25 protein-coding genes are annotated in these 25,856 nt (G+C 70.3%); 14 read left to right on the forward strand and 11 right to left on the reverse strand.

From position 1 onward, the window contains the following. From GEV26_RS07475 to GEV26_RS07485, 3 genes are read left to right on the forward strand one after another with little or no spacing between them, the layout of a single operon-like run. On the forward strand, positions 1-777 hold the full coding sequence (locus tag GEV26_RS07475; protein WP_153652488.1) for an ATP-binding cassette domain-containing protein: 777 nt from the start codon (positions 1-3) through the stop codon (positions 775-777). 10 nt (positions 778-787) lie between these two features. Beyond that, positions 788-2,050: a sugar ABC transporter permease gene (locus GEV26_RS07480; RefSeq protein WP_153652489.1), complete on the forward strand. Its 1,263-nt coding sequence runs from the start codon at positions 788-790 to the stop codon at positions 2,048-2,050. Positions 2,051-2,052: 2 nt separating this feature from the next. After that, entirely contained in the window at positions 2,053-3,276 is a 1,224-nt protein-coding gene (locus tag GEV26_RS07485; RefSeq protein WP_153652490.1) for an ROK family transcriptional regulator, read from the forward strand. Positions 3,277-3,280: 4 nt separating this feature from the next. Here GEV26_RS07485 and GEV26_RS07490 read toward each other — a convergent pair whose 3' ends face one another. The 6 genes from GEV26_RS07490 to GEV26_RS07515 all read right to left on the reverse strand — a co-directional run bounded on the left by GEV26_RS07490 (position 3,281) and on the right by GEV26_RS07515 (position 10,103). Next, complete coding sequence (locus GEV26_RS07490; protein WP_153652491.1) at positions 3,281-4,615, reverse strand: endonuclease/exonuclease/phosphatase family protein; 1,335 nt, start codon at positions 4,613-4,615, stop codon at positions 3,281-3,283. Positions 4,616-4,665: 50 nt separating this feature from the next. Next, the gene (locus GEV26_RS07495) at positions 4,666-5,397 is read right to left on the reverse strand and encodes a hypothetical protein (RefSeq protein ID WP_153652492.1); all 732 of its coding nucleotides are present in this window, start codon (positions 5,395-5,397) and stop codon (positions 4,666-4,668) included. 29 nt (positions 5,398-5,426) lie between these two features. Then, positions 5,427-6,770, reverse strand: a complete 1,344-nt coding sequence (gene gdhA, locus GEV26_RS07500; RefSeq protein ID WP_153652493.1) for an NADP-specific glutamate dehydrogenase — start codon at positions 6,768-6,770, stop codon at positions 5,427-5,429. A 141-nt stretch (positions 6,771-6,911) separates the two neighbouring features. Continuing rightward, entirely contained in the window at positions 6,912-7,607 is a 696-nt protein-coding gene (locus GEV26_RS07505) for a GAF domain-containing protein (protein WP_153652494.1), read from the reverse strand. A gap of 33 nt (positions 7,608-7,640) precedes the next feature. Further along, positions 7,641-8,528: a class A beta-lactamase gene (gene bla, locus GEV26_RS07510; RefSeq protein ID WP_153652495.1), complete on the reverse strand. Its 888-nt coding sequence runs from the start codon at positions 8,526-8,528 to the stop codon at positions 7,641-7,643. 18 nt (positions 8,529-8,546) lie between these two features. Beyond that, complete coding sequence (locus GEV26_RS07515) at positions 8,547-10,103, reverse strand: glutamine synthetase beta-grasp domain-containing protein (protein ID WP_243839009.1); 1,557 nt, start codon at positions 10,101-10,103, stop codon at positions 8,547-8,549. Between the two features lie 47 nt (positions 10,104-10,150). Between GEV26_RS07515 and GEV26_RS07520 the strand changes: the two genes are divergently transcribed. Then, positions 10,151-11,164, forward strand: coding sequence for a methylenetetrahydrofolate reductase C-terminal domain-containing protein (locus GEV26_RS07520; RefSeq protein ID WP_153652496.1), 1,014 nt, complete (start codon positions 10,151-10,153; stop codon positions 11,162-11,164). After that, complete coding sequence (locus GEV26_RS07525; RefSeq protein WP_153652497.1) at positions 11,161-11,940, forward strand: class I SAM-dependent methyltransferase; 780 nt, start codon at positions 11,161-11,163, stop codon at positions 11,938-11,940. Before GEV26_RS07520 ends, GEV26_RS07525 begins: the two co-directional genes overlap by 4 nt. Before the next feature lie 79 nt (positions 11,941-12,019). On the opposite strand, the gene GEV26_RS07530 is transcribed toward GEV26_RS07525, so the two are convergent. After that, entirely contained in the window at positions 12,020-13,204 is a 1,185-nt protein-coding gene (locus GEV26_RS07530; RefSeq protein ID WP_153652498.1) for an HNH endonuclease signature motif containing protein, read from the reverse strand. 302 nt (positions 13,205-13,506) lie between these two features. On the opposite strand from GEV26_RS07530, the gene GEV26_RS07535 reads away from it, so the two are divergent. Next, positions 13,507-13,830: a hypothetical protein gene (locus tag GEV26_RS07535; protein WP_153652499.1), complete on the forward strand. Its 324-nt coding sequence runs from the start codon at positions 13,507-13,509 to the stop codon at positions 13,828-13,830. 367 nt (positions 13,831-14,197) lie between these two features. Here the strand turns inward: GEV26_RS07535 and GEV26_RS07540 are convergent, their stop codons facing one another. Continuing rightward, on the reverse strand, positions 14,198-14,848 hold the full coding sequence (locus tag GEV26_RS07540) for a hypothetical protein (RefSeq protein ID WP_153652500.1): 651 nt from the start codon (positions 14,846-14,848) through the stop codon (positions 14,198-14,200). A 281-nt stretch (positions 14,849-15,129) separates the two neighbouring features. Here GEV26_RS07540 and GEV26_RS07545 point away from each other — a divergent pair, with 281 nt between their 5' ends. The 4 genes from GEV26_RS07545 to GEV26_RS07560 all read left to right on the forward strand — a co-directional run bounded on the left by GEV26_RS07545 (position 15,130) and on the right by GEV26_RS07560 (position 19,733). Then, a complete protein-coding gene (locus GEV26_RS07545; protein ID WP_153652501.1) occupies positions 15,130-16,362 on the forward strand; it encodes an alpha/beta hydrolase family protein in 1,233 nt (410 codons plus the stop codon). A gap of 179 nt (positions 16,363-16,541) precedes the next feature. Continuing rightward, entirely contained in the window at positions 16,542-18,002 is a 1,461-nt protein-coding gene (locus tag GEV26_RS07550; protein ID WP_153652502.1) for a protein adenylyltransferase SelO, read from the forward strand. A 115-nt stretch (positions 18,003-18,117) separates the two neighbouring features. Next, on the forward strand, positions 18,118-18,480 hold the full coding sequence (locus tag GEV26_RS07555; protein ID WP_279586779.1) for a YciI family protein: 363 nt from the start codon (positions 18,118-18,120) through the stop codon (positions 18,478-18,480). Continuing rightward, a complete protein-coding gene (locus tag GEV26_RS07560; RefSeq protein ID WP_243839012.1) occupies positions 18,477-19,733 on the forward strand; it encodes an RNA polymerase sigma factor in 1,257 nt (418 codons plus the stop codon). Before GEV26_RS07555 ends, GEV26_RS07560 begins: the two co-directional genes overlap by 4 nt. Positions 19,734-19,748: 15 nt before the next feature. Here GEV26_RS07560 and GEV26_RS07565 read toward each other — a convergent pair whose 3' ends face one another. Together GEV26_RS07565 and GEV26_RS07570 are read right to left on the reverse strand one after the other, a co-directional pair. Continuing rightward, positions 19,749-20,576, reverse strand: a complete 828-nt coding sequence (locus GEV26_RS07565) for a class I SAM-dependent methyltransferase (protein ID WP_153652504.1) — start codon at positions 20,574-20,576, stop codon at positions 19,749-19,751. 32 nt (positions 20,577-20,608) lie between these two features. Beyond that, on the reverse strand, positions 20,609-21,295 hold the full coding sequence (locus GEV26_RS07570) for an SDR family NAD(P)-dependent oxidoreductase (RefSeq protein WP_153652505.1): 687 nt from the start codon (positions 21,293-21,295) through the stop codon (positions 20,609-20,611). Between the two features lie 137 nt (positions 21,296-21,432). On the opposite strand from GEV26_RS07570, the gene GEV26_RS07575 reads away from it, so the two are divergent. From GEV26_RS07575 to GEV26_RS07590, 4 genes are read left to right on the forward strand one after another with little or no spacing between them, the layout of a single operon-like run. Next, the gene (locus GEV26_RS07575) at positions 21,433-22,302 is read left to right on the forward strand and encodes a helix-turn-helix domain-containing protein (RefSeq protein ID WP_153652506.1); all 870 of its coding nucleotides are present in this window, start codon (positions 21,433-21,435) and stop codon (positions 22,300-22,302) included. Positions 22,303-22,311: 9 nt separating this feature from the next. Continuing rightward, positions 22,312-22,860 carry a cyclodeaminase/cyclohydrolase family protein gene (locus GEV26_RS07580; protein WP_153652507.1) on the forward strand — a complete coding sequence of 183 codons (549 nt, stop codon included), beginning with the start codon at positions 22,312-22,314 and terminating at the stop codon, positions 22,858-22,860. Beyond that, positions 22,861-24,540 (forward strand): formate--tetrahydrofolate ligase, encoded by a 1,680-nt coding sequence (locus tag GEV26_RS07585; RefSeq protein ID WP_153652508.1) that lies wholly within the window; start codon positions 22,861-22,863, stop codon positions 24,538-24,540. 36 nt (positions 24,541-24,576) lie between these two features. After that, positions 24,577-24,972: a TfoX/Sxy family protein gene (locus GEV26_RS07590; protein WP_153652509.1), complete on the forward strand. Its 396-nt coding sequence runs from the start codon at positions 24,577-24,579 to the stop codon at positions 24,970-24,972. Here the strand turns inward: GEV26_RS07590 and GEV26_RS07595 are convergent. Beyond that, complete coding sequence (locus tag GEV26_RS07595) at positions 24,896-25,825, reverse strand: hypothetical protein (RefSeq protein WP_153652510.1); 930 nt, start codon at positions 25,823-25,825, stop codon at positions 24,896-24,898. The genes GEV26_RS07590 and GEV26_RS07595 overlap by 77 nt on opposite strands. Positions 25,826-25,856: the final 31 nt, after the last annotated feature.

Raw genomic sequence — 25,856 nt, forward strand, 5'->3', positions numbered from 1 at the left:
ATGAGCACGTCCCCGCTCCTCGAGCTGCGAGGAATCAACAAGAGCTTCGGTGTCGTCCACGTCCTGCACGACGTCGACCTCACCATCTACCCGGGCCAGGTCACGGCACTCGTCGGCGACAACGGTGCCGGCAAGTCCACCCTCGTCAAGGCCGTCGCAGGCATCTACCCGATCGACAGCGGCGAGTACCGCTTCGCGGGCGAGGACGTCACGGTCCACGGCCCCAAGGACGCCTCCGCCCTCGGCATCGAGGTGGTCTACCAGGACCTCGCCCTGTGCGAGAACCTCGACATCGTCGAGAACATGTTCCTCGGCCGCGAGGTCAAGAAGGGCCCCGTGCTCGACGAGACCACGATGGAGTCCAAGGCCCGTGAGGTCCTGGCCTCGCTGTCGGTGCGCACCGTGAAGTCGGTGCGCCAGAGCGTCTCGAGCCTCTCCGGTGGCCAGCGCCAGACCGTGGCGATCGCCAAGGCGGCGCTGTGGAACTCCAAGGTCGTCCTGCTGGACGAGCCGACCGCAGCGCTCGGCGTGGCACAGACCCGCCAGGTGCTCGACCTCGTGCGGCGTCTCGCCGACTCCGGCGTGGGCGTGCTGCTGATCTCGCACAACCTCTCGGACGTGTTCGAGGTCGCGGACCGCATCACCGCTCTCTATCTCGGCCGGGTGGCAGCCGACGTCGCGACGAAGGACGTCACGTCCCGTCAGATCGTCGAGCTCATCACGACCGGTACATCTTCCGACATCGACGGGGCTGCCGCCCCGTCCGCGAACGCCTGAGGGACCAGACATGACTGACATCATCTCGGACGCGGAAGAGGCGGGCTTCGCCAACGACCGCACGCAGTCCAACACGCTCGGCGAGGCCGCCCGGGCGTACGTCAACCGCGTGCGCGGCGGCGACATGGGCGCCCTCCCGGCGATCCTGGGCCTCATCGTCTTGTTCATCGTGTTCGGCTTCGCCAACGACCGCTTCTTCTCCGCGCTCAACATGGCCAACCTGATCACCCAGGCCGGCGCCATCATCGTGCTCGCGATGGGCCTGGTCCTGGTGCTGCTGCTCGGCGACATCGACCTGTCGGCGGGCGTCACCGGCGGTGTCTCGGCCTGTGTGATGGGCCTGCTCATCGCCAAGCACGACCAGCCGTGGGGAGTCGCAGTGCTGCTCGCCCTCGTCACGGGTGCCGTCATCGGCCTCGTGATCGGCGTGCTGGTCGCCAAGCTCGGCATCCCGTCGTTCGTGGTGACCCTGGCGTTCTTCCTCGGCCTGCAGGGCGTGACGCTCAAGCTGATCGGCGACGGCGGCTCGGTCCGCGTCGACCAAGAGGTCATCAAGGGCATCACCAAGAGCAACGTCCCCGTGGTGTGGGGCTGGGTGCTTGCGATCGTCATCATCGTGGCGTTCGCGGCGCTCTCGCTGCGCAGCCACCGCGCCAAGGTCACCAAGGGCCTGCAGCACCAGCCGCTCGCGGTCGTCGTGGCGCAGATCGTGGCCCTCGCCGTGATCGTTCTCGTCGTCACGGCCGTGCTCAACGTCAACCGTGCGCCCAACCCGGGCTTCACGATCGAGGGCGTCCCGTACGTCCTGCTGCTCGTCGCGGCGCTGCTGATCTTCTGGACGTTCGTGCTCAGCCGCACCTCCTACGGCCGCCACGTCTACGCGGTCGGCGGCAACGCCGAGGCCGCACGGCGCGCCGGCATCAGCGTCGACCGCATCCGCATCTCGGTGTTCGTGTTCTCCTCGAGCATGGCTGCGCTGAGCGGCATCATCGCGGCGTCCAACCTCGGCAAGGTCTCGACCTCGTCGGGCGGCAGCAACACGCTGCTGTACGCCGTGGGTGCGGCGGTCATCGGCGGCACGAGCCTGTTCGGCGGCAAGGGCAAGGCGCGCGACGCGGTCATCGGTGGTCTGGTCATCGCGACGATCGCGAACGGCCTGGGTCTGCTCGACCAGGCGTCGTACATCAACTTCATCGTCACCGGTGGCGTGCTGCTCCTCGCGGCCAGCGTCGACGCGATCTCCCGCCGGCGGCGCTCCGCGACAGGCCTGTAGGCATGGCCTCCGCCGGACGCGCTGGAGTCGGCACCAACCAGGAGGACGTCCGCCGGCACAATCTCGGGACCGTTCTCGGTCACGTGCATCGTGCCGGCAGGCTCTCCCGGGCCGAGCTGACCGCGCGCATGGGACTCAACCGCAGCACGATCGCAGGACTGGTCACCGAGCTGGAGTCGTTGGGCCTGGCCGAGCAGGCCAAGCCCTCAGGGGCTCGCATCGGCGCCGGACGCCCCTCCGTGGACGTCAAGGCACGCACCGGGGCGTACGTCCTGGCCGTCGACCTGCGGGTCGACGGCCTGACGGTCGCCCGGGTCGGGCTCGGGGGAGTCGTGCAGGCTCGGGCCACCGGCCCGGTGCCCACCGGCCACGACCCCGACGCCACAGCGTCCTCGGTCGTCGAGCTCATGCGGCTGGTCGTCAAGGACGTCGAGCCCGGCTCGGCGCTCGTGGGGGTCGGCGTGGGGGTGCCGGGCATCATCCGGGCCGATGACGGCCTGGTGCGCCTGGCCCCCAACCTCGGCTGGCGCGACGTCCCGTTCGCCAAGATCCTTGCGGACCGCATCGGCACGTTCGCCGTGCCGGTCCTGGGCAACGACGCAGACCTGGGTGCCCTCGCAGAGCACCTCAGGGGAGCCGGCGTCGGTGTCGAGGACCTGGTCTACCTCTCCGGCGAGGTCGGCGTGGGTGCCGGCGTCATCGTCAACGGGCACAAGCTCGAGGGAGCGGGAGGCTACGCGGGCGAGATCGGGCACATGCCGTTCGTGCCGCAGGGCAAGCTGTGCCACTGCGGCGCGCACGGCTGCTGGGAGACCGTCATCGGCGCGGACGCGATCGCCCTCGCGATCGGCTGCCCCGCCGAGCGGGTGGGGGCGCTGGGTGAGTTCCTCGAGGGCGTGCACGAGGCACCCGACGACCTGCGTCTGGTCGGCCGGCACCTCGGACGGGGGCTCGCGGGGATGGTCAACATGCTCAACCCGCGGGTGATCGTGCTCGGCGGCTACCTGCGCTCGTTGTTCCCCCTGGTCCACGAGGACGTGGAGCGCGAGCTGGAGGTGCATGCCCTCATCGCACCGCGTGAGCTGGTCCGGGTCACGCTGCCCGGGCTGGGCGGCGACTCGGTGCTCCACGGGGCGGCAGAGCTCGCGTTCGAGCCTTTGCTCGCCGACCCGGTCGGGCGCCTGGCCTCGGCCTGTCTCGACGCCGACGCCGCGCTCGCGGTCTGAGGGGCTACGGCGACGCCCTCCGGGGCGACGGCATGAAGAGTCGGGCCCGGACGGGGTTGTGGTCCGAGGCGCGGGCGCCGACGTACCGCCCGCGCCTGAGGTCGGCCATGACTTCCCAGCCGGTGACCCCGAAGCCTCCGCGGACGAAGATCCGGTCGATGTGCCCACCCCACCGTGTGTTCCGGTTCGGCGTGCGGCGATAGCCGTTGTAGCTGTTGAGATAGGGACGGGTGTAGGTCGCCGAGCGCTGGTACGCGTCGCCGAGGCCGGCCTTGCCCAGCAGCCTGCCGACGACGTCGTCGGAGCGGGTGCGGTCGGAGTTGAAGTCGCCAGTGAGGACGACAGGCATCTTCTTCGCGGTCCGGTCGATGTGGCGGACCAGTGCGGCCGTCTCGCTCTTGCGCCGACGGGTGGCCCCTGCCGTGCGTCCCGGCGTCAGGTGCACGTTGACGGCGAGGAGCTCATCGCCCGTGAGCCTGTCACGCAGGCCGATCCAGTCGGCCGGGCGTCCGTGGGGCAGTCGGAAGGAACTCTCGAAGGGCGCAGGGATGCCCACGCCGGGGCACTCGTCCCCGGCGTAGTACCAGGTCCCCTTGTACAGCCGGTACGGCTTGTCGGTGACCATGTCCCAGTGGTAGTCGTCGATCCAGGTGTAGTCGATGGCCCCGGCGTACGGCTTGCTGAGGCAGATCGGGATCGGCACGTCGCGCTTGACCTGGACGAGGCGGGCGGCGCGGTAGTACATGACGTTGCGCCGGCTGAGGTGCGCCTGGCGGTAGCCGAGCTGCTCCAGCCGCGGCCGCAGCTCCTTGCGCTTGAGCCCGCTCTCCTGCAGGGAGACGATGTCCGCGTCGGCCTGCTTGATCTTGGCGAAGATCGCTTCACGGCGGAGGGACCACCTGCCACAACCCTGCGCGGTGCTGCAGAGATTGTAGGTGACGACCGAGATCGAGGGGTGCGAAGTCTTGTTGGCTCGCGGCATCGTCGCGTGGCAGTGGGCGCTGGAGCGTGCACCCGATCCGCCACGTCCGATCGCGCGGACGGTCAGGCAGTACGTCGTGCCGGGGCGCAGCCCGCCCACGGTCAGCCTGGTCGACCGCCCCGACGTCGAGCGGGTGGTCGCGGACGAGGTGGATGCACGCGCGTGCGACCGTGAGTAGGCCACGCGGTAGCGCTTCGCGCCCTTGGCCGCGGGCCAGGTGACGGTGAGGGAGTGCGGCGATGACGCGACGACGTACGGGGCGCCCGGTCGGGCAGGTGCCGCCGACGCCGGGACGACCGGCACGACGAGCGCGAGAGCCAGCGTGACGAGGAGGACCAGTCCTCGGGGAGTGCGCATCCGACGATGCTAGGGCGAGTGGGGCAGCGCCGTGGCCGAATCGGCACTCTCTAGCTGCGGGTGATGATCCGCTTCCACGGCCCCGGTGGGACCTGCGCGTAGTCGACGAAGCGCCAGTCCACGCGGTCGCTGTCACCGTTGAGCTCGGAGAAGTGCAGGCAGCCGTTCAGTGCGGGGGAGACGTCCATGCCCGCCCGGTTGTAGCGCTTGTTGGCCGGACGGGCGTCCTTGGTTCCGAACACGTACTTCTTGTCGTGGTACTTGCCCGGCCCCGCGTCCTGGATCTGGCCGTAGCAGTGGTGGCCCCGGCGGCTGATCTTGACCCAGCGGTTCTTCATGATGCTGCGGTCCGGGTCGCGGACGATCCTTCTCCACGGGGACTTGTCCGCCCACGGGACGACCTTGCGGCGCTGCGCGAAGCCGGCGCGGTCGTTGAGGTCGTCGTAGGGCAGGTCGAGGTAGAACGGGTTCTCCCGCGGCTTCATCTTCGTGGGGAAGTAGCCGTTGCGGGCCGTGCGCCTCTCGGTCTCGCAGCCTCGCGCGGTCACCACGCCGTCACACCCGCCGTAGCTCTCGAACCAGTGGTCGTCGTACGTCGAGAACATCTGGCTGCCGTCCTCGGCGCTCGGGTCGAAGATCTCGCCGACCCAGAACGTGGTCGCGACGATGTCCGTGTGCCCCGGGTAGCGGGTCCCGCGCTGCTCGGCGTGGGACGGCAGCGCCGTCGCGACGAGCATCGCGACCAGGCCCAGGGGGAGCAGGACCGTGCGGAGGGTGCGCATCCCCCGAGGGTAGGGGGCTTCCGGGTCGCCTAGATGACCCCGAGCGCCAGCATCGCGTCGGCGACGTGCGTGAAGCCGGCGATGTTGGCTCCCGCGACGTAGTCGCCCGGCACCCCGTACTCGTCGGCGGTGGCGAGGCACCGGTCGTGGATGCCGCGCATGATCTCGTCGAGGCGGCGCTCGGTGTGCTCGAACGACCACGAGTCGCGCGACGCGTTCTGCTGCATCTCGAGGGCACTGGTCGCGACGCCGCCGGCGTTCGCGGCCTTGCCGGGAGCGAACAGCACGCCCGCATCGGCGAGGACCTTGGTGGCCGCTGCGGTGGTGGGCATGTTGGCGCCCTCGGCGACGATGCGGCAGCCGTTGCGCACGAGCGTCGCGGCGTGGTCCTCGTCGAGCTCGTTCTGCGTCGCGCACGGCAGGGCGATGTCGGTCGGCACGTCCCAGATCGATCCGCTCGAGCCCAGCAGGGCTCGGCCTCCGCGGCGCTCGACGTAGTCGGCGATCCGGCCTCGCTCGACCTCCTTGACCTGCTTGAGGGTCTCGACGTCCACGCCGTCCTCCTCGACGACGTAGCCGCTGGAGTCGGAGAACGCGACCACGGTGCCGCCGAGCTGGACGACCTTCTCCATCGCGTAGATCGCGACGTTGCCCGAGCCCGAGACCACGACGCGCTTGCCCTCGAACGTCTCGCGCTGCTGCTTGAGCATCTCCTCGACGAAGAAGACCGTGCCGTAGCCGGTCGCCTCCTTGCGCACCTGCGAGCCGCCCCAGGTGATGCCCTTGCCGGTGAGCATCCCGGACTCGTAGCGGTTGGTGATGCGCTTGTACTGGCCGAACAGGTAGCCGATCTCGCGGCCGCCGACGCCGATGTCACCCGCGGGCACGTCCGTGTACTCGCCGATGTGGCGGTAGAGCTCGGTCATGAACGACTGGCAGAAGCGCATGACCTCGCCCTCGCTGCAGCCCTTGGGGTCGAAGTCGCTGCCGCCCTTGCCGCCGCCGATCGGCAGCCCGGTCAGCGCGTTCTTGAAGATCTGCTCGAAGCCGAGGAACTTCACGATGCCGACGTTGACCGTCGGGTGGAACCGCAGTCCACCCTTGTACGGGCCCAACGCGGAGTTGAACTCGACCCGGAAGCCCCGGTTGATGCGCACGTTGCCCGCGTCGTCGACCCACGGCACCCGGAAGATGATCTGCCGCTCCGGCTCGCACAGGCGCTCGATGACAGCGGCCTGCGTGTACGACGGGTGCTTGGCCACGACCGGACCCAGGCTGTCCAGGACCTCGCGGACGGCTTGGTGGAACTCGGCCTCGCCCGGGTTGCGGGCGATGACCTGGTCGAAGACGGCCTGCAGGGTCGAGTCGGTCATGTCCTACCACTTCCTGGTCGTGCTGACGGGCGGGGTCCCCGAGAGGGGGAACCCGTCGAGGCTATCCGGCGTGCGCGCTGCGCCGTCGTGGCACCTGCTGCAGAGCCGCGCGAGGCCGTGTGGCAGGGTCGCGACGCCGGGTCAGTCGAACAGCCCGGCCTTCAGCCCGTTCTTGACGATCTCGGACGCGACGCGATGGACCTTGACGTTGCGGGCCTGGGAGACGCGGACCATCGCGGCGAAGGCCTGCTCGGCCGTGATCTGCAGGGCCTGCATCATCATTCCTTCGGCCTGTCCGATCAGCGTGCGGTTGATCAGTGCCGAGCTCAGGTTCTCCTGGTCCGTTGCTGCGGTCATCGCGACGGCGATGTGGGCCGCGAGCGCGTGAGCCGACACGCGCTCGTCCGGTCCGAACGCGTGCGGTTGGTCGGAGTAGAGGTTGAGGCAGCCCATCGCATCGGGACCGATGAACAGCTGCAGGCTGAGAGCGGTGCGGATGCCGAGCGATGACGAGGCCGCAGGGGCCCAGGAGGGCCAGCGATCGTCGCTGCGCAGGTCGCTGGAGTAGACGGTCTCCTGGTCGTGGATGGCCTGCAGGCAGGGCCCCTCGCCGGTCTCGTACTGGAGGTCGTCCGCGCGGGTCACGACGTCGTCGGTGGGGGCGACGCTCTTGATCTTGCGATTCCTCATCACCAGCGAGATGCCGGCGTGATCGCAGCCGTCGACGATCGACAGGGCCGTCGCGGTCGCGGACTCGTGCGTCGCCGTGACACCGAGCTCGCCGGCCAGCGCGCGAGCCATGCGGGCGTACTGATCTCCGGAGTAGTCATGATGCACGGTTGAAGTTTGTCATGGATCGGCCCGGTCGGCTCAGGCCAGACCAAGCGCACCGACCGCGATCCGCGTGGCCTCGGCGATGACCGCGTCGTCGTACTCATCGCCGACCTGGTCGCGCCTCGACATGACTGCGATCAGGACGGGCGAGCGTCCGGGAGGGAACGCGACCGCGACCGCCGTGCGCACGCCGTGGCTCGCACCGCCCGTCCGGTCGGCGACGACCCACTCTTTGGGCACGCCCGCGCGGATGAGCGCATCGCCGGTCGTGTTGTCGACCATCGTGGTGCGCAAGAGGTCGCGGTCGTGGCGCGGCAGCGCCTTGCCCACGACGTACTCGCCGACCGTCGTCGCCAGGGCCTGAGGCGTCGTGGTGTCGCGGACATCCCCCGGGACGGCGGAGTTGAGGTCCGGCTCGGTGCGCTCGGGATTGGTGACGCGGTCACCGATGCGGTCCAGCTCGCGATCCAGCTGGGCCGGCCCGCCGATCTGCTCGAACAGCAGGTTGGCTGCCGTGTTGTCGCTGAATCGCAGCGCAGCGTCGATGAGGTCGCGCAGGGGCAACCCGTCGGCCAGGTGCTTCTCGGTGACAGGTGAGCCCGGCAGCAGATCGGACGCGTCGTAATGGATGGTGCGCGCGAGGCCCCGGCGCGAGGTGCGATCGAGCACGACCGCCGCCAGCGGTGCCTTGATCGTGGAGGCGAACGGGAACCGTTCGGTGCCGCGCCAGGTCACCCGACGGCCGGTCCCCGTGTCCACCGCGAAGACGCCCAGCCGGGTGTCGTACGACGTCTCGAGCGCGGCGAAGCCGTCACGGACGTCGGGTGTGGCACTGGCGCGGGCGGGCGGCGCCTCCGCGCTGCTGGGGCCGCAGGCCGCCGCGACGAGAACGGTCGCCGCGGCGAGCCAGGTGGATCCTTGCACGGTGTCTGCCGACCCCGCTCAGCCGACGTGCCAGTAGCGCCGCACGAGCTCCTCTCGGGTCTCGTCGTTCCTGGCGGCCTTCTTCAAGAGCTTGGCGTCGTCGTGGGCTCGCAGTCCCTCGATCACCGCGTCGACGAGGTCGGGCGGGAAGACGCCGTCGGCCTCCAAGGCCGCCCGGTCGCGCTTGAGGGCATCGGCCGACTCGGCGCACGACTCCGGCAGCTGCTCGAACTTGCTGTGGTCCTCGGTGCTGAGACGCGCGGCCAGCTTCAGGCTCTTGGGGTCGCGCAGCCCGCGCCTGGCCGCGACGGCCATGCCGGCGAGGAGCAGGTGGACGTCGGCCGAGCCGTCGCCGAGCCGCAGCTCGACCGTCTGCGGGTGGATGTCCTGCTCGGGGATCGGCTCGGAGCTGCCGGGGTTGGCGTGGGCAACCATTCCGGGCAGCACGCCGCCTCCCCAGGCGAGCGGCACGCGGACCAGACCGGTGCGGTCGGTCTCGCCCCAGCAGATGCCCTCGGGCGACTCGCCGCCCTCGGTGAAGCGCAGGTACGACGTCGGCACGGTGTTGCCGAACGCCGTCAGCGCCTTCGCCATCGACAGGTAGCCCGCGATCAGCTGACGTCCCGTGTCGTTGACACCGCCGTCGTCCGTGATCGCGCTGGCACCGTCACGCACGAGCCTGCTGTGCACGTGCAGTCCGCTGCCGGCGCCCTCACCGCTGACGGACGGGGCGAATGTCACCTCCAGGCCGTGCTGGTAGGCGACCTCCCGCACGACCCACTTGGCGATGACGAGTGCGTCCGCGGCCTGCTCGATCGGCACGGGCCAGAACTCGATCTCGTGCTGCACCAGCTGGCGGTCCTCCTCGAGGATGTTGCCGACCTCCCCGTGGGCGTACTTGAGCTTGATGCCCATGCTCGCCAGATGCCCCAGGACCTCCTCGCGTACCCACTCTCCCTTGGAGAAGGGCGAGGACTCCTGGTAGCCGTGCTCCTCCTCCACCGGGAACACCCGCTCGGGCTCGTCGACGAGGTAGTACTCGAGCTCGCCGAACGCCTCGAGCACCATCCCGGTGTCCTCGGTGAGCACCTCGGACGCCCGCCGGACGACCTGCTCACGCGCGTACGACAAGGGCTTGCCGTCCTCGTCGTAGAACGAGCACAGCACGTCGAGCGAAGGACGCTCTCCGAACGGGTTGACGAACGCGGTGCGGTGACGCGGCACGATGTAGACGTCGCTGGCCTCGCTGCCGACGCCCGGGAAGATGCTCGAGCCGTCGACCCGCTCACCCTGCATGAGCACCTCGGTGAGGTGGTCCTGCGAGTCGATCGGGAAGGCGATCGTCTTGAGCCGCCCGTCGCCGCCGACATAACGCAGGTTGACCTGGCGCAGCTCCAGCTGTTCCGCGGCGTGGACGAGATCGTTGCAGGTGAACTCGGCAGCGGGCTTCTCGAGCAGTCGGACGATCGGGTGGGGTTCGAAGGCGTAGTTGACCATGACGTGGTCGTACCCCTTGGTCGTCGCGCGACGCTCCTGGGCGTAGTCGCATCGCGCAACGGTCCGCGGGCTGATCACCCCGCGGCGACCTGCCGGTTGGCTGGTCCCGGTCTAGTATCTGGCAGGTGTCCTCTGCCACCTCCTGCCCGAAGGCGATGACCTTCGGCCCGTGCGGTGGCGTACGCGACGACGCGTCGTGCGAGATCGACCCGCGTCCCTGCCCGTTCGCCGGCCCTGCCGCGGACACCGTGCGGTGGGAGCGGGAGCTGCTGCCGTCGACGACCCCGGGCAGCGCCCTGCTGGAGGCTGCGGAGCACCGGCCCGTGGTGCTCACGGACCTGACCATCCCGGCGTACGACCCGGACGGCCTGGCCGAGGTCACGCGGACGCTCGCCGACTCGTGCGACGCCGTGCTGGTCGGGGAGCACCAGAACCGACCCGACTTCCCGCCGACACTGATGGCGGCGCTGATCGCCCAGGCCGGGGGAGTGCCGTGGGTGACCCTCGCGTGCCGCGATCGCAACCGCGTCGTGCTTGAGCAGGAGCTGGCCGGCCTCGCGGTCGCGGGCGTCGACGGCGTCCTGTGCGTGACCGGGGACGGCCGGGCCCAGGGCGTACGCCCGGACGTCACCCAGGTGTTCGACCTCGACGGCACGCAGCTCGCCGCGCTAGCAGCCCGGGCCGGCCACGCCGTCGCCGTGCCGGAGGCGCCGTCGGCGGTCCCACAGCGCCTCCGCCCCGCGCGCCTGGTGCAGAAGCAGCACGCCGGGGCCCACCTGGCAGTCCTCAACCACGTGGGGACCGCCGAGGAGGTCGCCACCTTCGTGGCTGCGTCCCGCGACCTCGGCCTGACGATCCCGGTCATCGCCGCGGTGGCCCTCTACACCGACGAGCGCTCGGCCCGCGTGCTGCAGAACTTCCCCGGGCTCCACCTCGATCCCGATCAGGTCGCGCAGGTGCTCGGCGCCGCGGACGTACGGTCGGCGGGCATCGAGACGGCCCTGGACGAGGCGCGGGCCTTGTTGGCCATCGACGGTGTGGCCGGGGTCAACCTCTCCGGGCTGGCCTCCGGCGACGGGGCGCTGGCCGGGGCGCAGGTCAAGGCTGAGACAGGTCATCTGATCCGGGAGGGTGCATGAGCGAGGCAGAACCCATGGTCGACGAGTTCGACACCGTCGCGTGGTGGACGGCGTCCGCGGTCGAGGAGCTGGGTGAGGACCACGCCCTGCCGGCCGCGTGCCGGGGCAGCGGCAGCCCGGCCGGGCTCGACTGGCTGGCCACCTCGATGGGGCTGGAGCCGGGCATGCGCCTGCTCGACTCCGGCGCGGGCGTCGGCGGCCCGGCCGAGTACGTCGCCCGTGGCTACGGGGTGCGTCCCGTCCTGGCGGAGCCGATGGAGGGCGCCTGCCGAGCCGCGGTGCGCCTGTTCGACCACCCCACCACGGTCGCCGACGGCCTCAGGCTGCCGTTCGCGGACGAGACGTTCGACGCGGCCTGGTCCCTCGGCGTGCTGTGCACGATCGAGGACAAGCGGACGTACCTCGAGGAGCTGCGGCGCTCCGTGGTCCCCGGCGGTGCGGTCGGCCTGCTCGTCTACACCCGGGGGGTCGAGTCCCTGCCTGACCAGCCGGAGGGCAACTCGTTCCCGAGCCGGTCCGAGCTCCTCGACCACCTGGCGGCGACCGGACTCACGGTCGTCGCGGAGACGCCGCTCGCCGACGTCCCGGCGACCCCGGATGACTGGGACCAGGCTGCGACGGAGGTCGAGCAAGTGGTTGAGCGCGACCACCGCGACGACGAACGCTGGCAGCGCGCCGAGTCCCAGCAGGAGACGATCGTGGGGCTGATCCGTGACGAGCTGGTCGTCGGTCTGCTCCTCACCTGCAGAAGGAGCGACACCGCGACGCCCCGGTGATCAGTTCTGCCGGCGGGGACGGGCATGAACCCCGCCCGGCAGCGATCATGATCCCGACGTTGGCGCGGAGCATCCGCGCTCAGGCGGCGACGTACTCCATCACGAAGTCGGTCCGGGGTGGGTAGAGCTCGATGACGAGGGGCTCGGGTGGCGGTTGGGGTGGGCTGGTCGACCAGTGCAGCAGGCCGTGGCCCTTGAGGTTGTGATGTCGTCGGCACAGCGGTCCCATGTTGTCTCCGTTGGTGGGCCCGGCGGGGTGGGGTATTCGGTGGTCGAGATCGCACCGCTCCGAGGGCACCATGCAGCCGGGTGCTTGGCACACACCGTGGAGGAACTGCAGCGCAAGAGCGAGGGTGTCGGGGGCGAACCTGCCCACATATTCGTGGGCCAGGACGTCGTCGGTGACCGGGTCGACGACGATGCGATGCCAGAAGGTGCTGCCGGTCGCGATCACGTCCGCGAGCCAGGATGCGGGCACAGCCCAGGCGCCGTCGGTGGACTCCGCGAACCCCGGTGTCGCACCGGCAAGGACGTCCGCTCCGACGGTCACGGCGATGTTCGCATCGACAGCTGAGGTGACGGAGTCGGAGCTGGTGCACCAGGCGACCAGGAGGTCGGCCTCACGCTGGGGAACGGTGCGGTCGTCGTCAGGGTCTGCGGACTTGCGAGCCTCCTTGCGAAGACGCGCCTCGATGGCCGCAGCCTGGTGGGAGGGCAGGTAGGCGTTCAGCCAGGACATCGAGTCGTCCCCGTGGGTTACGGAGACGTGCCGCTGGTCCCGTTCGGCGTCGGCTCGTTCGGTGGCGAGGTCGGACTCGACCCGCTGGACGAACCGGCGCAGCCACTGCTGCAGCTCGGCCCCGGTGTGGCTGGTCGCGTAGCCGATGACGCGGTCGTCGAGCCGGTCGATGGATTCCTGACGGTGCAGCTTCTCGATGGTCGCGCTGATGTCGCGGACCCGGGAGAAGTCGATCAGCCCGTCGACGAATGCCTCCCACACGAGGGGCGTCTTCTCGCGCACGCGGTCGGCGATCGACAGCCGCAGATGGATCTGCACCTCGGACATCCCGGTCGCCTCACCGATCGTCAACGCGATCGCCGACCGCTCGATCTTGCGCCGAAGTGACGACTCGATCTGCGCAGTGCGTGCCATCTCGGCGTCCCGGTAGTCGAGCATCGTCTGGACGGTGTGAGCCTCAGCCCGGGCCTGGCGTCGTACGGCATCCGACAGCGACTCAGTGGTCGGAGCTGTCGTGATGGCCATACCTCAAAACTAGTGGTGGCCACCGACACTTTCTCCCGCGCTCGCAGCCCATTCCGGGCATGTGGATTCCGGCGATCGCGACAGACTGGCCGGTAGACCCTTTGCGGGGAAAGACGCGGGCGCGCGGTCTGCGGATCCGGCCCGATTACACCGCCGGCACCTGCGTCGAGTGCAGGCAGACGTTGGACTCGACGACGATTTTGTTTGCTCGCCGACCACATCCGCGCCGAGAACCACGAGGACGAGGAAAGTGCCAGCGAGGAGGGTAACGTCGATCGCACCACCCGTGAGAGAGGCGACCCATGGACGTGATCACAGATGAGCACGAGGGCGACCTCATCGTGGACGACGGAAGCGACGTCGACGTCCAAGGCACGGTCGCTGGCTCGTGCGAAGTCCGCGGCGGAAAACTGGAGGTGCACGGCACAGTGACCGGAGACGTGACGGTCCTGGCAGGCTCGGTCACGGTGGCCGGCACGATCGCCGGTGACCTCGTGGTCAGCGACGGCACGGTCGACGTGCACGGCACGATCGTGGGCCGACTCATCGATGATGGCGACAACCAAATCACGGTTCATCCCGGGGCGCACATCAACGGCACCGAGGCACCCACGGTAGGGGCATGACTGCGGGTCACCCCATCCATGACCGTCACGGACCGTTCGCGGTCCCTCGAGGAGAACATCAACGCACCGAGACACCGAGGATCCAGTACTTGCTTCCTGGCGGTCCGCCCCGCGCGATGGCCACGACGAGAGAAGTGGTCCCACAGCCAGAAGCCCGCACGGGATCGGTGAGGGCTTTCGTCGTGTCAGGACTCAGCCGTTGCTGACGTGAGCCGAACCGCTGGTTCACTCGCGGGGAAATGACGTGAGTTTTCGACATCCGCACGTGCCGACAGCCGGTGGCCAGCACGCAGCGGGCGTAAAGCCACCGCCGTCACCGCACATCCGGACCACCACCCACCCTTGGTCAACAGGGGCCACGTCGCGGTCAGCTCAGCAAGAACGCGATCAGGACAATCACCATCAGGAGGAAAGCAACAGAGCCGAAGCCGACCGCCAACGCGAACGTCAAGGGACGCAGTTCGCGGAAGCTCATGGCTCCCGGTATCGCCTCGTTCACCTGCCGCGCCGTGCTGACGCCTTCGGCGGCGTGCCCGTTCGTAGCCTCCGTCACGGACCTGAGGTCGTCCGTCTCCCAGTCACTTCCGGCGACTCGGACCTGTCGGGTGCTGTCGGCGATGAACAGCAGCTGCGTCTTCGGCGGGAACACTCCGCCGTACGGGAGCGCGGTCGGCTCGACCCACGTCAGCAGCGAGGTCAGCGTGGGGTCGCTACGGTCGAACGTGGTCGGCCTGCCCCGACGGTCGACGTGTGTCACTGCCTCGGGCGTCACGGTGAGGGAGCTGTTGGCGAACAGCATCCTGTTGCGGGCCGACAGCACCACGATGATCGGCGCGGCGATGAGGCCGGCCACGGCGAGCAGCCCGCCGTACGTCAGCAGGGCCGCACGGCGGTCGTCGGCAGACAGCACCCCGACGGTGACTCCGCCGATCAGCAGCAGCGAGGGCAGGACCGCGATGTACCGGAGCCTCGTGTTCTCCTGCTGCTGGCTGGCGCGCGACGGACGGAACGTCGCCACGCGTGGTGGGTGATCGTGTCGCTTGCGGCGGAAGAACATCGTGCACCTCGTCATTCGTCGAAGGACCAGCGCTCACCGTTCGGCGGAAGGCCGACATGGATGCTAGTGCCCGCCGCGGCAGCCAGGGGAGCCCACGATGAGGGTTTGACGCTGCTCCGGCAACCGTTAGCCCTCATCGGCGCGACCACCGCGACCCGAGCCCCCGCAGTACAGCCTGCTGCACCGAGAGTGGGTAGTTGACGGGATCGAACGGCCAGCGCTGCCGCCATAGCGTCGATGGCATGACCACATCGACGAAGTACCGCAAGCTGACCATCGGGCTCACCGCCGCCCTCCTGCTCGCAGGAGGTGTGGGTGCGGCCAGCGCAGGCGTGACGGAGAAGGCGCCGCACCACGGGCCATCCGCCTCCTCATCGAAGGCATCCGGTTGGGAGGGCGTCACCCGCAAGCAGGTCAGGATCGACCTCGGCAAAGGGTGGGTCACAAAGGCCGAGCTCACCTATCCGACCCATGCGAAGAAGCGCCTGCCCTTGGTCGTCATGCTGCACGGGAGCGGTCACAACGACATGAACCAGACGCTGCCCGGCGGCAAGGGTGCGACGTTCCTGCCGCTGGCCCAGGGCGTCTCGCGGGAGGGTTTCGCGACCCTGCGCTTCAACAAGCGCGGCGTCACCGGCATCGGGCCGGTCGAGAGCAAGGAACAGAACCAGCTGAACCCCGAGAACCCCTACGCGCAGATCCAGAAGGACGCCGCGTCGGTGATCCGGTTCGGCGCCGCCTCGTCGAAGGTGGACGCCTCGAAGATCTTCCTGCTGGGGCACAGCGAGGGGACGAACGTGGCGGCCAACCTGGCCTCCGACCCGAAGAAGTACGGCATCCCGAAGCCGGCGGGCGTCATCGCGATGGGGGTCGTCGGGCAGGACATCAAGGAGCTGCTCACCCTGCAGCTCTACGGTCGCCTGCTGCTGCAGATGCACGACGAGTTCGACGTCGACGCCGACGGGCAGCTGACCCGGACGGAGGCCGTGGACGGCCTGGTCGGCCAGCCGAAGGACCTCGCCGACCAGATCCGCCCCGTCCTGCTCGACGGCGACAGGATCCAAGCCAGCACGGACACTAATAAGGACGGCAAGATCGCGATCGACGGGGAGGCCGGCGCGGTCCTGCGCAAGGCCACGGGGATCGACAACTACCCGGACGTCCCGGGCCTGGAGGACCTGCAGGAGTACGTCGCGGACATCGCACGGTTCCCGACGGTGACCGAGGCGCTGCCGAAGTTCTCCGGACCGACGCTGCTGCTCAACGGTGAGAACGATCTGCAGACGCCGGCACGGGTCGCCCTGACCGCCGATGCCGCGATCGGCGCGGCCGGCAACAACAAGGACCACGAGGTCATCATCTATCCGGGCATGGCGCACACCATGAACCTCACGCGCAAGTTCGTACCCGAGTTCGGTGACCCCGACCGCCAGGTCGTCAAGGACGTCCGGACCTGGTTGAGGTCCCACCGCTGACCTCGCTCGAGCCCTCCGGGCGGACCAGCGATGAGGGTTTTGGGCAGCCACGGCTACCCGAAGCCCTCATCGTGCTTCCCGGGGCGGACGGACGATGAGGGTTTCAGGCAGCCACGGCTACCCGAAGCCCTCATCGTCGGTCCCAGCGGGCCTCGCGCGGGGCCCGTACGCTGGACGAGGTGACGACCACTCCTGTGACGTTCCCCCTGACCCACCGATTCGCGACCGAGCTGCCCGAGCTGGCGCTGCCGTGGCAGGCCGAGCAGACGCCGGCCCCCCAGCTGTTGGCGCTCAACGACCGCCTGGCCGCCGAGCTCGGCCTCGACCCGGAGGCGCTGCGGGCCCCGGACGGCCTGGGCCTGCTCACCGGGACCGTGGTGCCCCCGGGTGCCACCCCCGTCGCGCAGGGGTACGCGGGTCACCAGTTCGGCGGCTACTCGCCGCGACTCGGTGACGGCCGGGCGCTGCTGATGGGCGAGCTGACCGATCGTGAGGGACGTCCGCGCGATCTCCACCTGAAGGGGTCGGGGCGCACACCGTTCTCACGTGGCGGCGACGGCCTCGCCGCGGTCGGGCCGATGCTGCGCGAGTACGTCGTGAGCGAGGCGATGCACGCCCTCGGTGTGCCGACGACCCGCGCCCTGGCCGTGGTCGCCACCGGCAGGCGGGTCCGACGCGAGACCCTGCTCCCGGGTGCCGTCCTGGCCCGGGTCGCGAGCAGCCACCTGCGGGTGGGCACCTTCCAGTACGTCGCCTCGGCCCGTGACCTCGAGCTGCTGCGGCGCCTGGCCGACCACGCGATCGAGCGCCATCACCCCGATGCCGCCTCGGCCGACAACCCGTACCGCGCCCTGTTCGAGGCGGTGGTCGTGGCACAGGCCGACCTCGTGGCGCGCTGGATGCTCGTCGGCTTCGTCCACGGCGTCAAGAACACCGACAACGTGACGATCTCCGGCGAGACCATCGACTACGGGCCGTGCGCGTTCCTGGAGACGTACGACCCCGCGACGGTCTTCAGCTCGATCGACGTCGACGGCCGCTACGCGTACGGCAACCAGCCGGCCGTCGCGCAGTGGAATCTCGCCCGGTTCGCCGAGACGCTCCTGCCCTTGCTCGCGGAGGACCAGGACGCTGCCGTCGCGATGGCGATGGAGTCGCTCGACACCTTCGGATCGAGGTACGCGGCCACGTACGCCGCGGGTCTCCGGGCGAAGATCGGGCTCGCGCCGACCGGGCAGGACGCTGCCGCAGCACAGCTGGGGGAGGAGCTGCTCGAGCTCCTTCGGGGCGGTCACGTCGACTGGACCACCGGATTCCGGGCTCTCGGCGCAGCGGCCCGCGGCGACGCCGAGCCGGTTCGCGGCCTCGTCGTCGACCTGGCCTCGATCGACGACTGGCTCGCGCGCTGGAGGGCTCTGGGGCCCGACCCAGACCTGATGGACCGCACCAACCCGGTCTACGTCCCGCGCAACCACCTGGTCGAGGAGGCTCTCGACGCCGCGACGGCCGGCGACCTCGATCCGTTCGAACGGCTCGTCGAGGCCGTCCGGCAGCCCTTCGACGAGCGTCCCGGCCTGGAACGCTTCGCGGCTCCGGCGCCCCAGGACTTCGGCCGCTACACCACCTATTGCGGCACCTGAGACGGTCACAGCGAAGAAATTTCGTGGTTCGATGTCGAAAGACCTGGCGGTGGTTCGACGTCTGTGCGAGAAGCAACGCCAGCAACCACAAGGAGTGATCGGCATGCCACGGTTCATGGGATTGGTGAGGATGGAAGAGGGCGTGGGCACACCGCCCCAGGCGCTGTTCGAGGCGATGGACGCCTACATCGGCAAGCAGGCCGCCAACGGGGTCTTCCTCGACGGCGGAGGGCTGTACGGCACCGAGGACGCGGTGAACTTCGTGTCGCACAAGGGCGAGGTCAGCCGGGTCGACGGGCCGTACGCGGAGGCCAAGGAGGTCGTCGGCGGGTGGGCCATCCTGGACTACGAGTCCCTCGAGGACGCTGTGGCCGATCAGCAGGAGTTCGCCGAACTGCACGCGAAGCACTGGCCCGAGGTCACCGTGATCTCGACCCTGCGTCAGATCTCGACCGGCCCGGAGGCGCCCGGCGAGTGAGCGAGGCCATCGTCACCGCGTGGCGGGCCGAGTCGGCCCGCCTCGTGGGGGCTCTCGCGCGCATGACCCGCGACGTCCAGCTCGCCGAAGACCTCGCACAGGACGCGCTGGTCGCTGCGCTCGAGCAGTGGCCCACCGACGGCGTGCCGGACAACCCGAGCGCGTGGCTGATGACCACCGCCAAGCGGCGCGGCATCGACCACTTCAGGCGTGCGGAGGTCCTTCGGCGCAAGGTCACCGAGGTGGGCCGTGCCAGGGGAGAGGAGCAGGCCATGCCTGATCTCGACGCCCAGGTCGACCACATCGAGGACGACGTCCTGCGGCTCATCTTCCTGACCTGCCACCCCGCCCTGACCGCCGAGTCCCGCGCCGCGCTGACGCTGCGACTGGTCGGCGGCCTCACCACCGCCGAGATCGCGCGCGGCTTCCTCACCACCGAGTCGGCGATGGGCCAGCGGATCTCCCGGGCCAAGAAGACCCTGGCCACGGCGCGGGTCGAGCTCGAGCTGCCCACGGGGGAGGAACGCACCCGACGGCTGGACGACGTCATGGCCGTGATCTACCTGATCTTCAACGAGGGCTACACCGCCACGGCCGGCCAGGACTGGATGCGTCCCGAGCTGTCGAACGAGGCGACGCGGCTCGCGCGGATGCTCGCCGCGCTCGCGCCGGACGAGCCCGAGGTGCTCGGGCTGCAGGCACTGCTGGAGCTCCAGGGCTCGCGGACGACCGCTCGCCTGGACGAGTCGGGGATGCCGGTGCTGCTGGAGGCCCAGGACCGGACGCGCTGGGACCACCTGCTCATCCGGCGCGGCCTGGCCGCGCTGCAGCGGGCGGAGGCCTTCGCGCGGCGGGGGAAACCGGTCGGCACGTACTTCCTGCAGGCCTCGATCGCTGCGCAGCACGCCAAGGCGAAGCAGCCCGAGCACACGAGCTGGCGACGGATCGCGGCCCTCTACGACGTCCTGGCCGAGGTCGCGCCGGGGCCGGTCGTCGAGCTCAACCGAGCCGTCGCCCACGGCCGGGCCCACGGCCCGACTGCCGGGCTGGCCGTGCTGGACGCCCTCGGACCCGACGCGCTCGCCGGCTCACCCCTCGTGCCGAGCGTCCGGGGTGATCTGCTCGAGCGGGCCGGCCTGCACGAGCGGGCGAGCGAGGCCTTCGCCGAGGCGGCCTCGCGCACCAGCAACGGCAGCGAGCGGGCCCTGCTGCACAGGCGAGCCCAGGCGAACGCCGCGCGGTCGCCGGGCTGAGCGAGGCCGGCCGCGCTACGTCGGCGGCCGCGCGACCACCTCGAACGAGCGGATGGGCCCGTCGATCGGTCCCGCGCCGAAGTGCGCGACGAGGGCGGCCTCGGCGATGGCCCGTGCCTCGTCGAGGCTCAAGGAGTCGTGGGCCTCGATCGCCGCGCGGAGTGGTGTGCCCCCGCAGAAGGCCGCCGCGGCCTCCGAGGCGGTCGTGCGCCCGGTCGCGTCGACGGCATGGATCGTCGCGCCGGGCATGCCGGCCGCCTCCAGGTCACCCAGGATCTGCGCCGGCGAGAAGTAGCCGTGCGGCGTACGGCTCATGAAGACCAGCGGATCGTGCGGGGCGGCCGCGACGAGGGCCGACTGGATCACGTGCACGACCTCGTTGCGCTCGATGCGGTCCCAGGTGTTGAACACGAACGATCCGCCCGGCTTCAGGACGCGGGCGGCCTCGCGGAAGGCCCGCACCCGGTCGGGGAAGAACATCACGCCGAACTGACACGCGACGACGTCGAAGGTCCGGTCGCCGAACGGGAGATCGAGCGCGTCGGACTGCTGCCACGTCACCGAGCCACCGTCAGCACCGATCGCGGCGGCGGCGTCGAGCATGGGCTGGTGGAGGTCGGTGGCCGTGATGACCGACCCGGGACAGTGGCGGACCATCGCGCGGGTGAGCGCGCCCGTGCCTGCCGCCGTCTCGAGGATCGTCGCCGGAGCCAGTCCTGCCACGGAACGCGCGAGGCTGTCGGCGGCTCCCTGGAAGATCATCGGGACCAGGAGCCGCTGATAGAGGTCCGGGACGGGGCCGAGGAAGTGCGCGTCCCGGGTGGCATCTGCACGTTCGGCCATCGTCGAAATCTACGCCCGTCGGGCGGCTCGGGCTACCAGGCGAGGACGCCCGACTCGTCCTGGAGCGTGCCGGTGGGCCCGTCCGCACCGATGGTCGCCCATCGCACGACGAAGCGCGCGCTCTCCTCGGCGGGCCGCCCGGCGCTCTGGTCGGCCGTCAGGTCGGTGTCGGTGAGGCCCGGCTCCACGGCGTTGAACCTGATGTCCGGGTCGGCCTTGGCGTACTGGACGGTCAGCATCGTGACCGCCGACTTGGACGCGGCGTAGAGCGCGGCCGGGATCGTGAACTCGGGACGGTCGGGGTCGGTGACGGCCCAGAACGAGCCGAGGCTGCTGGAGACGTTGACCACGACCGGCCGCTCGGACCTGCGCAGCAGCGGGAGCGCTGCCTCGGTGACGCGGACGATGCCGACGACGTTGGTGTCGAACACGCGCAGCGCGGTCGGGCCGTCGGGGGTCCAGCTGCCGAAGATGCCCGCATTGTTGACCAGGACGTCCAGCCTGCCTTCGGCCGCCTCGATCGAGGCCAGCGCGGCGATGACCGAGTCCTCGTCGGTCACGTCCAGCTGCACGAACGTGCCGCCCGCCTCCGCTGCCGCCTTCTCGCCGCGCTCGCGGTCGCGCGCCCCCAGATAGACGGTGTGCCCGAGGGCGACGAGCTGCTTGGCGGTCTCCAGGCCGATGCCCTTGTTGGCGCCGGTGATGAGGGTGATGGTCATGGGATTCCTTCGGTGTCGGTGGCCCACGAGGGCCGTCCACGACGTTAGGGACGGCGGGGGACGTCAGGCAGTACCGCCGCGCTCCAGGGGTGTGACAGGACCTCCCGCGATCCCACCGGCGGGCCTACCGTGGACCCATGACGAACCGGCCCAACACCCTGGGTGAATTCCTGCAGGCCCGCCGCGGACTGGTGACACCTCAGGCCGCGGGAATCCCCGACTCCGGGACGAGGCGTGTGGCCGGCCTGCGCCGCGAGGAGGTGGCGATGCTGGCGGGCGTCAGCGTCGACTACTACCTGCGCCTCGAGCGCGGCCGCGACCGCAATCCGTCCGTGCAGGTCCTGGAGTCCATCGCACGGGTGCTGCAGCTCGACGACGACCACCTCGCGTACCTCATGACCTTGGTGGGGGACAGGCCTCGGCGCAGTCCGCGCCGGTCCCGGACCGAGACCGTGCCGCCGGGGATGGCCACGCTCGTCGCCTCGATGCCGCACCCCGCGTACGTCGAGGGACGCTATTTCGACGTCCTGGTCTCGAATCCGGTGGCGGTCGCCCTGTCACCGCGCTTCGCGGTCGGCGGCAACCAGCTCCGCGACATGTTCCTGGACCCCCAGCAGCAGGAGCTCTACCCCGACTGGCGCGGCTCCACCGAGTGCCTGGTCGCGAACCTGCGCCACTCGGTGGGCCCGGACATCGAGGACCCGCGCTTCATCGAGCTCGTCGGCGAGCTGTCGCTCGCGAGCCCGCGGTTCCGTGAGCTCTGGGCCCGCCACGACATCAAGAAGCAGTTCGGTGCGCCCATGCGGTTCGACCATCCGCAGGTCGGGGGGATGACGCTGAACCGTGAGTGGCTCTCGATCGGCGGCACCGAGGGCCTGCACCTGGTCGTCTACCACCCGGACCCCGGCAGCGAGGCGGCCGACAAGATCGGCCTCCTGGCCTCGGCCGCACTGCCGACGAAGGACGCCATGTCGCAAAGGGGTTGCGCAGGACGCGCGCGGGACTAGCGTGGGCCCATGGTGAGCGACGCGGACGTGGACGCCAGGACCGTCACGGAGTTCCTCGCTGATCTGTCCGCGCGGACGCCGACCCCGGCGGGCGGCGCGGTCGCGGCATTGTGCGCCGCCCAGGCCGCGGCACTCGTGGCGATGGTCGCGCGCTACTGCGAGGACGCCGCGCTGGTCGAGCGGGCCGAGGCGCTCCTCCTCCGGGCCCAGCAGCTCGTGGTCGATGACGAGCGGGCCTTCGGCGCCGTGGCCGTTGCGTGGGGCGCCCCGGCCGACGACGAGGGCCGACGCGCGGCGATCGACGCGGCCCTGCTGGCAGCCTCCGAGCCGCAGGCGCAGGTCGTCGAGACCGTGATCGAGGTGCTGGTCCTGATCGACCAGCTGCGGCCGGCCGCCAGGCCCGGGCTGCGGTCGGACCTGGTCGCGGCCGGCGAGGTCGCGAGGGCCGGGGCCGCCGTCGCCCGGATGAACGTCGAGTCCAACGTCCGCGAGCTGCCCGACTCCGAGGGCCGCTCTCAGCTGCTGCGCCGCATGGGCGTCACGAAGGAGAGGAACTGAATGCTCTCGGACATCGAGATCGCGAACGCGGCCGAGCTTCGCCCGATCGCCCAGGTCGCCCAGGACGAGCTGGGGATCGACCCGGCCCACCTGGTGCCGTACGGGCACCACAAGGCCAAGGTCGATCTCGGCTTCCTGGAGTCCCTCCAGGACCGGCCGCTCGGCAAGCTCGTGCTGATGACGGCGATGTCACCGACACCGGCGGGGGAGGGCAAGACCACGACGACGGTCGGGCTGGCGGACGCCTTGAGCGGCTTGGGGCTGACGACGATGGCATGCCTTCGCGAGCCGTCGATGGGTCCGGTCTTCGGCATGAAGGGCGGGGCCGCAGGGGGCGGCTGGGCCCAGGTGGTGCCGATGAGCGACATCAACTTGCACTTCACGGGTGACTTCGCAGCGATCGCCGCGGCGAACAACCTGCTCGCGGCACTGATCGACAACCACATCCACCACGGCAACGCACTGGGCATCGACGTGCGGTCGGTCGACTGGAAGCGGGTGGTCGACCTCAACGACCGCGCGCTGCGCGATGTCACGGTCGGGCTCGGCGGCCCCGCGAACGGCTACCCCCGTGAGGAGGGTTTCGACATCGTGGTCGCCTCTGAGCTCATGGCCATCTTCTGCCTGACCGAGTCGTGGGCCGATCTCAAGCGTCGCATCGGCGACATCGTGGTCGCCCACACCCGGGACAAGCGGCCCATCACCGCCCGTGATCTCGAGGCCGCCGGGGCGATGGCCGTGCTGCTGCGGGACGCGTTGGCCCCCAATCTCGTGCAGACCCTGGAGCACACACCGGCGTTCGTGCACGGCGGACCGTTCGCGAACATCGCGCACGGCTGCAGCTCGGTCGTCGCGACCAGGGCGGCCCTGCGGCTGGCCGACTACGTGGTCACGGAGGCCGGCTTCGGGGCGGATCTCGGCGCGGAGAAGTTCGTCGACATCAAGTGCCGCAAGTCGGGTCTCCGTCCGGACGCCGCCGTGGTGGTGGCCACGGTCCGGGCGCTCAAGTTCCACGGCGGCGTGGCCGCCGCAGATCTCCACGTCGAGGACCTCGATGCCGTCGAGCGCGGCATGGAGAATCTCGCCCGACACCTGCGCAACGTGCGGGAGGTCTACGGGATCCCGTGCGTGGTGGCGCTCAACCGCTTCCCGACCGACACCGACGCAGAGGTGGCCCGCGTGGTCGAGCTGGTCGGCGAGCTGGGGGTCCAGGCCCATCCCGCCACCCACTTCGTCGACGGCGGCGTCGGCGCGACCGATCTGGCCAAGGGGGTGCTCGACCTGATCGAGACGTCCGGTCCGTCGACCTTCTCCTTCACGTACCCCGACGGGCTGCCGCTCAAGGAGAAGGCCGAGACGATCGCCCATCGGCTCTACGGGGCCTCGAGCGTGACCTGGGACGGCAAGGCCCGGAGGCGGCTGGATCGTCTCGAGGCGGACGGGTACGGCGGGTTGCCCGTCTGCGTGGCCAAGACCCAGTACTCGTTCTCGACCGATCCGGCCTCGCTCGGGGCGCCGACCGGCCACGATCTCCACGTCCGCGAGGTCCGCCTCTCGGCCGGGGCGGGGTTCGTGGTGCTCGTGTGCGGCGACGTGATGACGATGCCGGGCCTGCCGGCCGTCCCCGCCGCCTCGCGCATCGATCTCCTCGACGACGGGACGATCGTCGGCCTGTCCTGACCGCGTCAGGACGAAACGGCGATCCGAGGGGGAGCGATGGCGTACGACGAGGCGCTGGCCGCCAGGATCCGTTCGGCCGTGGAGGACGCGGCCGCGCCGGAGGGGTGCCGCGAGATCGCGATGTTCGGTGGCCTGTGCTGGACGGTGAACACCCACATGGCCGTCGGTGCCGGCGACGACGACCTCATGGTCCACGTCGGCACGGACGGTGTCGAGCAGGCACTCGCGCTGGGCGCCCGACGGGCCACGATGGGCGCGCGGACGATGGGCGGCGTGGTGCTGGTCGCCGGAGCAGATCTGCCGGACGCAGCAGCACTCGACGCGTGGGTCGTCCCGGCGGTCGAACGGGCGAGGGCTAGACCCGCCAAGCGGCCGGCGGGTCCCTCAGGGCGAGCCACGCCTCCCGCGTCTGGGCGATCCAGAAGACCATGAACAGCAGAAGCAGCGCGGTCTCGACGAACAGCAACCAGCCGGGCTCCTCGACGGTCAGGAAGAGCACGACGGCGATGATCTCGATGAGGAGCATCGACGTCGCCACGACCGTGTAGAGGGCATCGAAGCGCGTCAGCGGGACCGCGGAGCCAGGGCTCGGTGAGAGGCGCATCGAGGTGAGGGACCGCTCTGTCGGGATGTCGCCGATGCGCCGGAGGACGTGCGCGCCGCGGGTGGTGCGCAACATCGCCACGAGGCCGAGCAGCGCGAACATCGCGACGGCCGCCGGGCTGTGGGCGTGCCTGGCGAGGGCGTCGCCGTCGACGACGAATGCCACGACGCCGACCAGGAGCAGCGCAGGGAGCGCGCCGGTCAGGATGCGGCGAGGCCACCCGTCGACCCGCCAGTCCGGGCCCCTCATCGCCGCGGGGAGCAGCGCGCCGACCACCCACGCCAGGAGCCCGATGGTGAGCAGACCGATCAGGGCGAACCGGTTGAGCTGCACGACGTCGGGGTCGTAGACAGCGAGCGGTGCGCCGTTCTCGTCCCGAGGGACGCACGCAACCGATGCGACGACGAAGCCGAGAGCGCCGGCGAGGTTGAGCAGGGTCTGCTCGGTGAGGCTGTCGCCCCGGACCACCACGAGCAGGCACGACGCGGCCGAGACCCCCACGACGAAGATCGTGCGAGCGTCCGTCCACCAGGAGTCCGAGATCGTCGGCGGCAGCTCGCCCTGCACGACCAGGAGCAGGACCGGTGCGAGCAGCACGAAGACTGCGGCGACGACCAGGCCCACCCGCAGCGCGAAGAACGTCGCGGTGAGCTCACGCTCGTCATGTCCCGAGGCTGCCATGGGACGACATCCTGCCGTACCGCGCCCGCCG

The sequence above is a fragment of the Aeromicrobium yanjiei genome (assembly GCF_009649075.1).
Classification (GTDB): Bacteria; Actinomycetota; Actinomycetes; order Propionibacteriales; family Nocardioidaceae; genus Aeromicrobium; species Aeromicrobium yanjiei.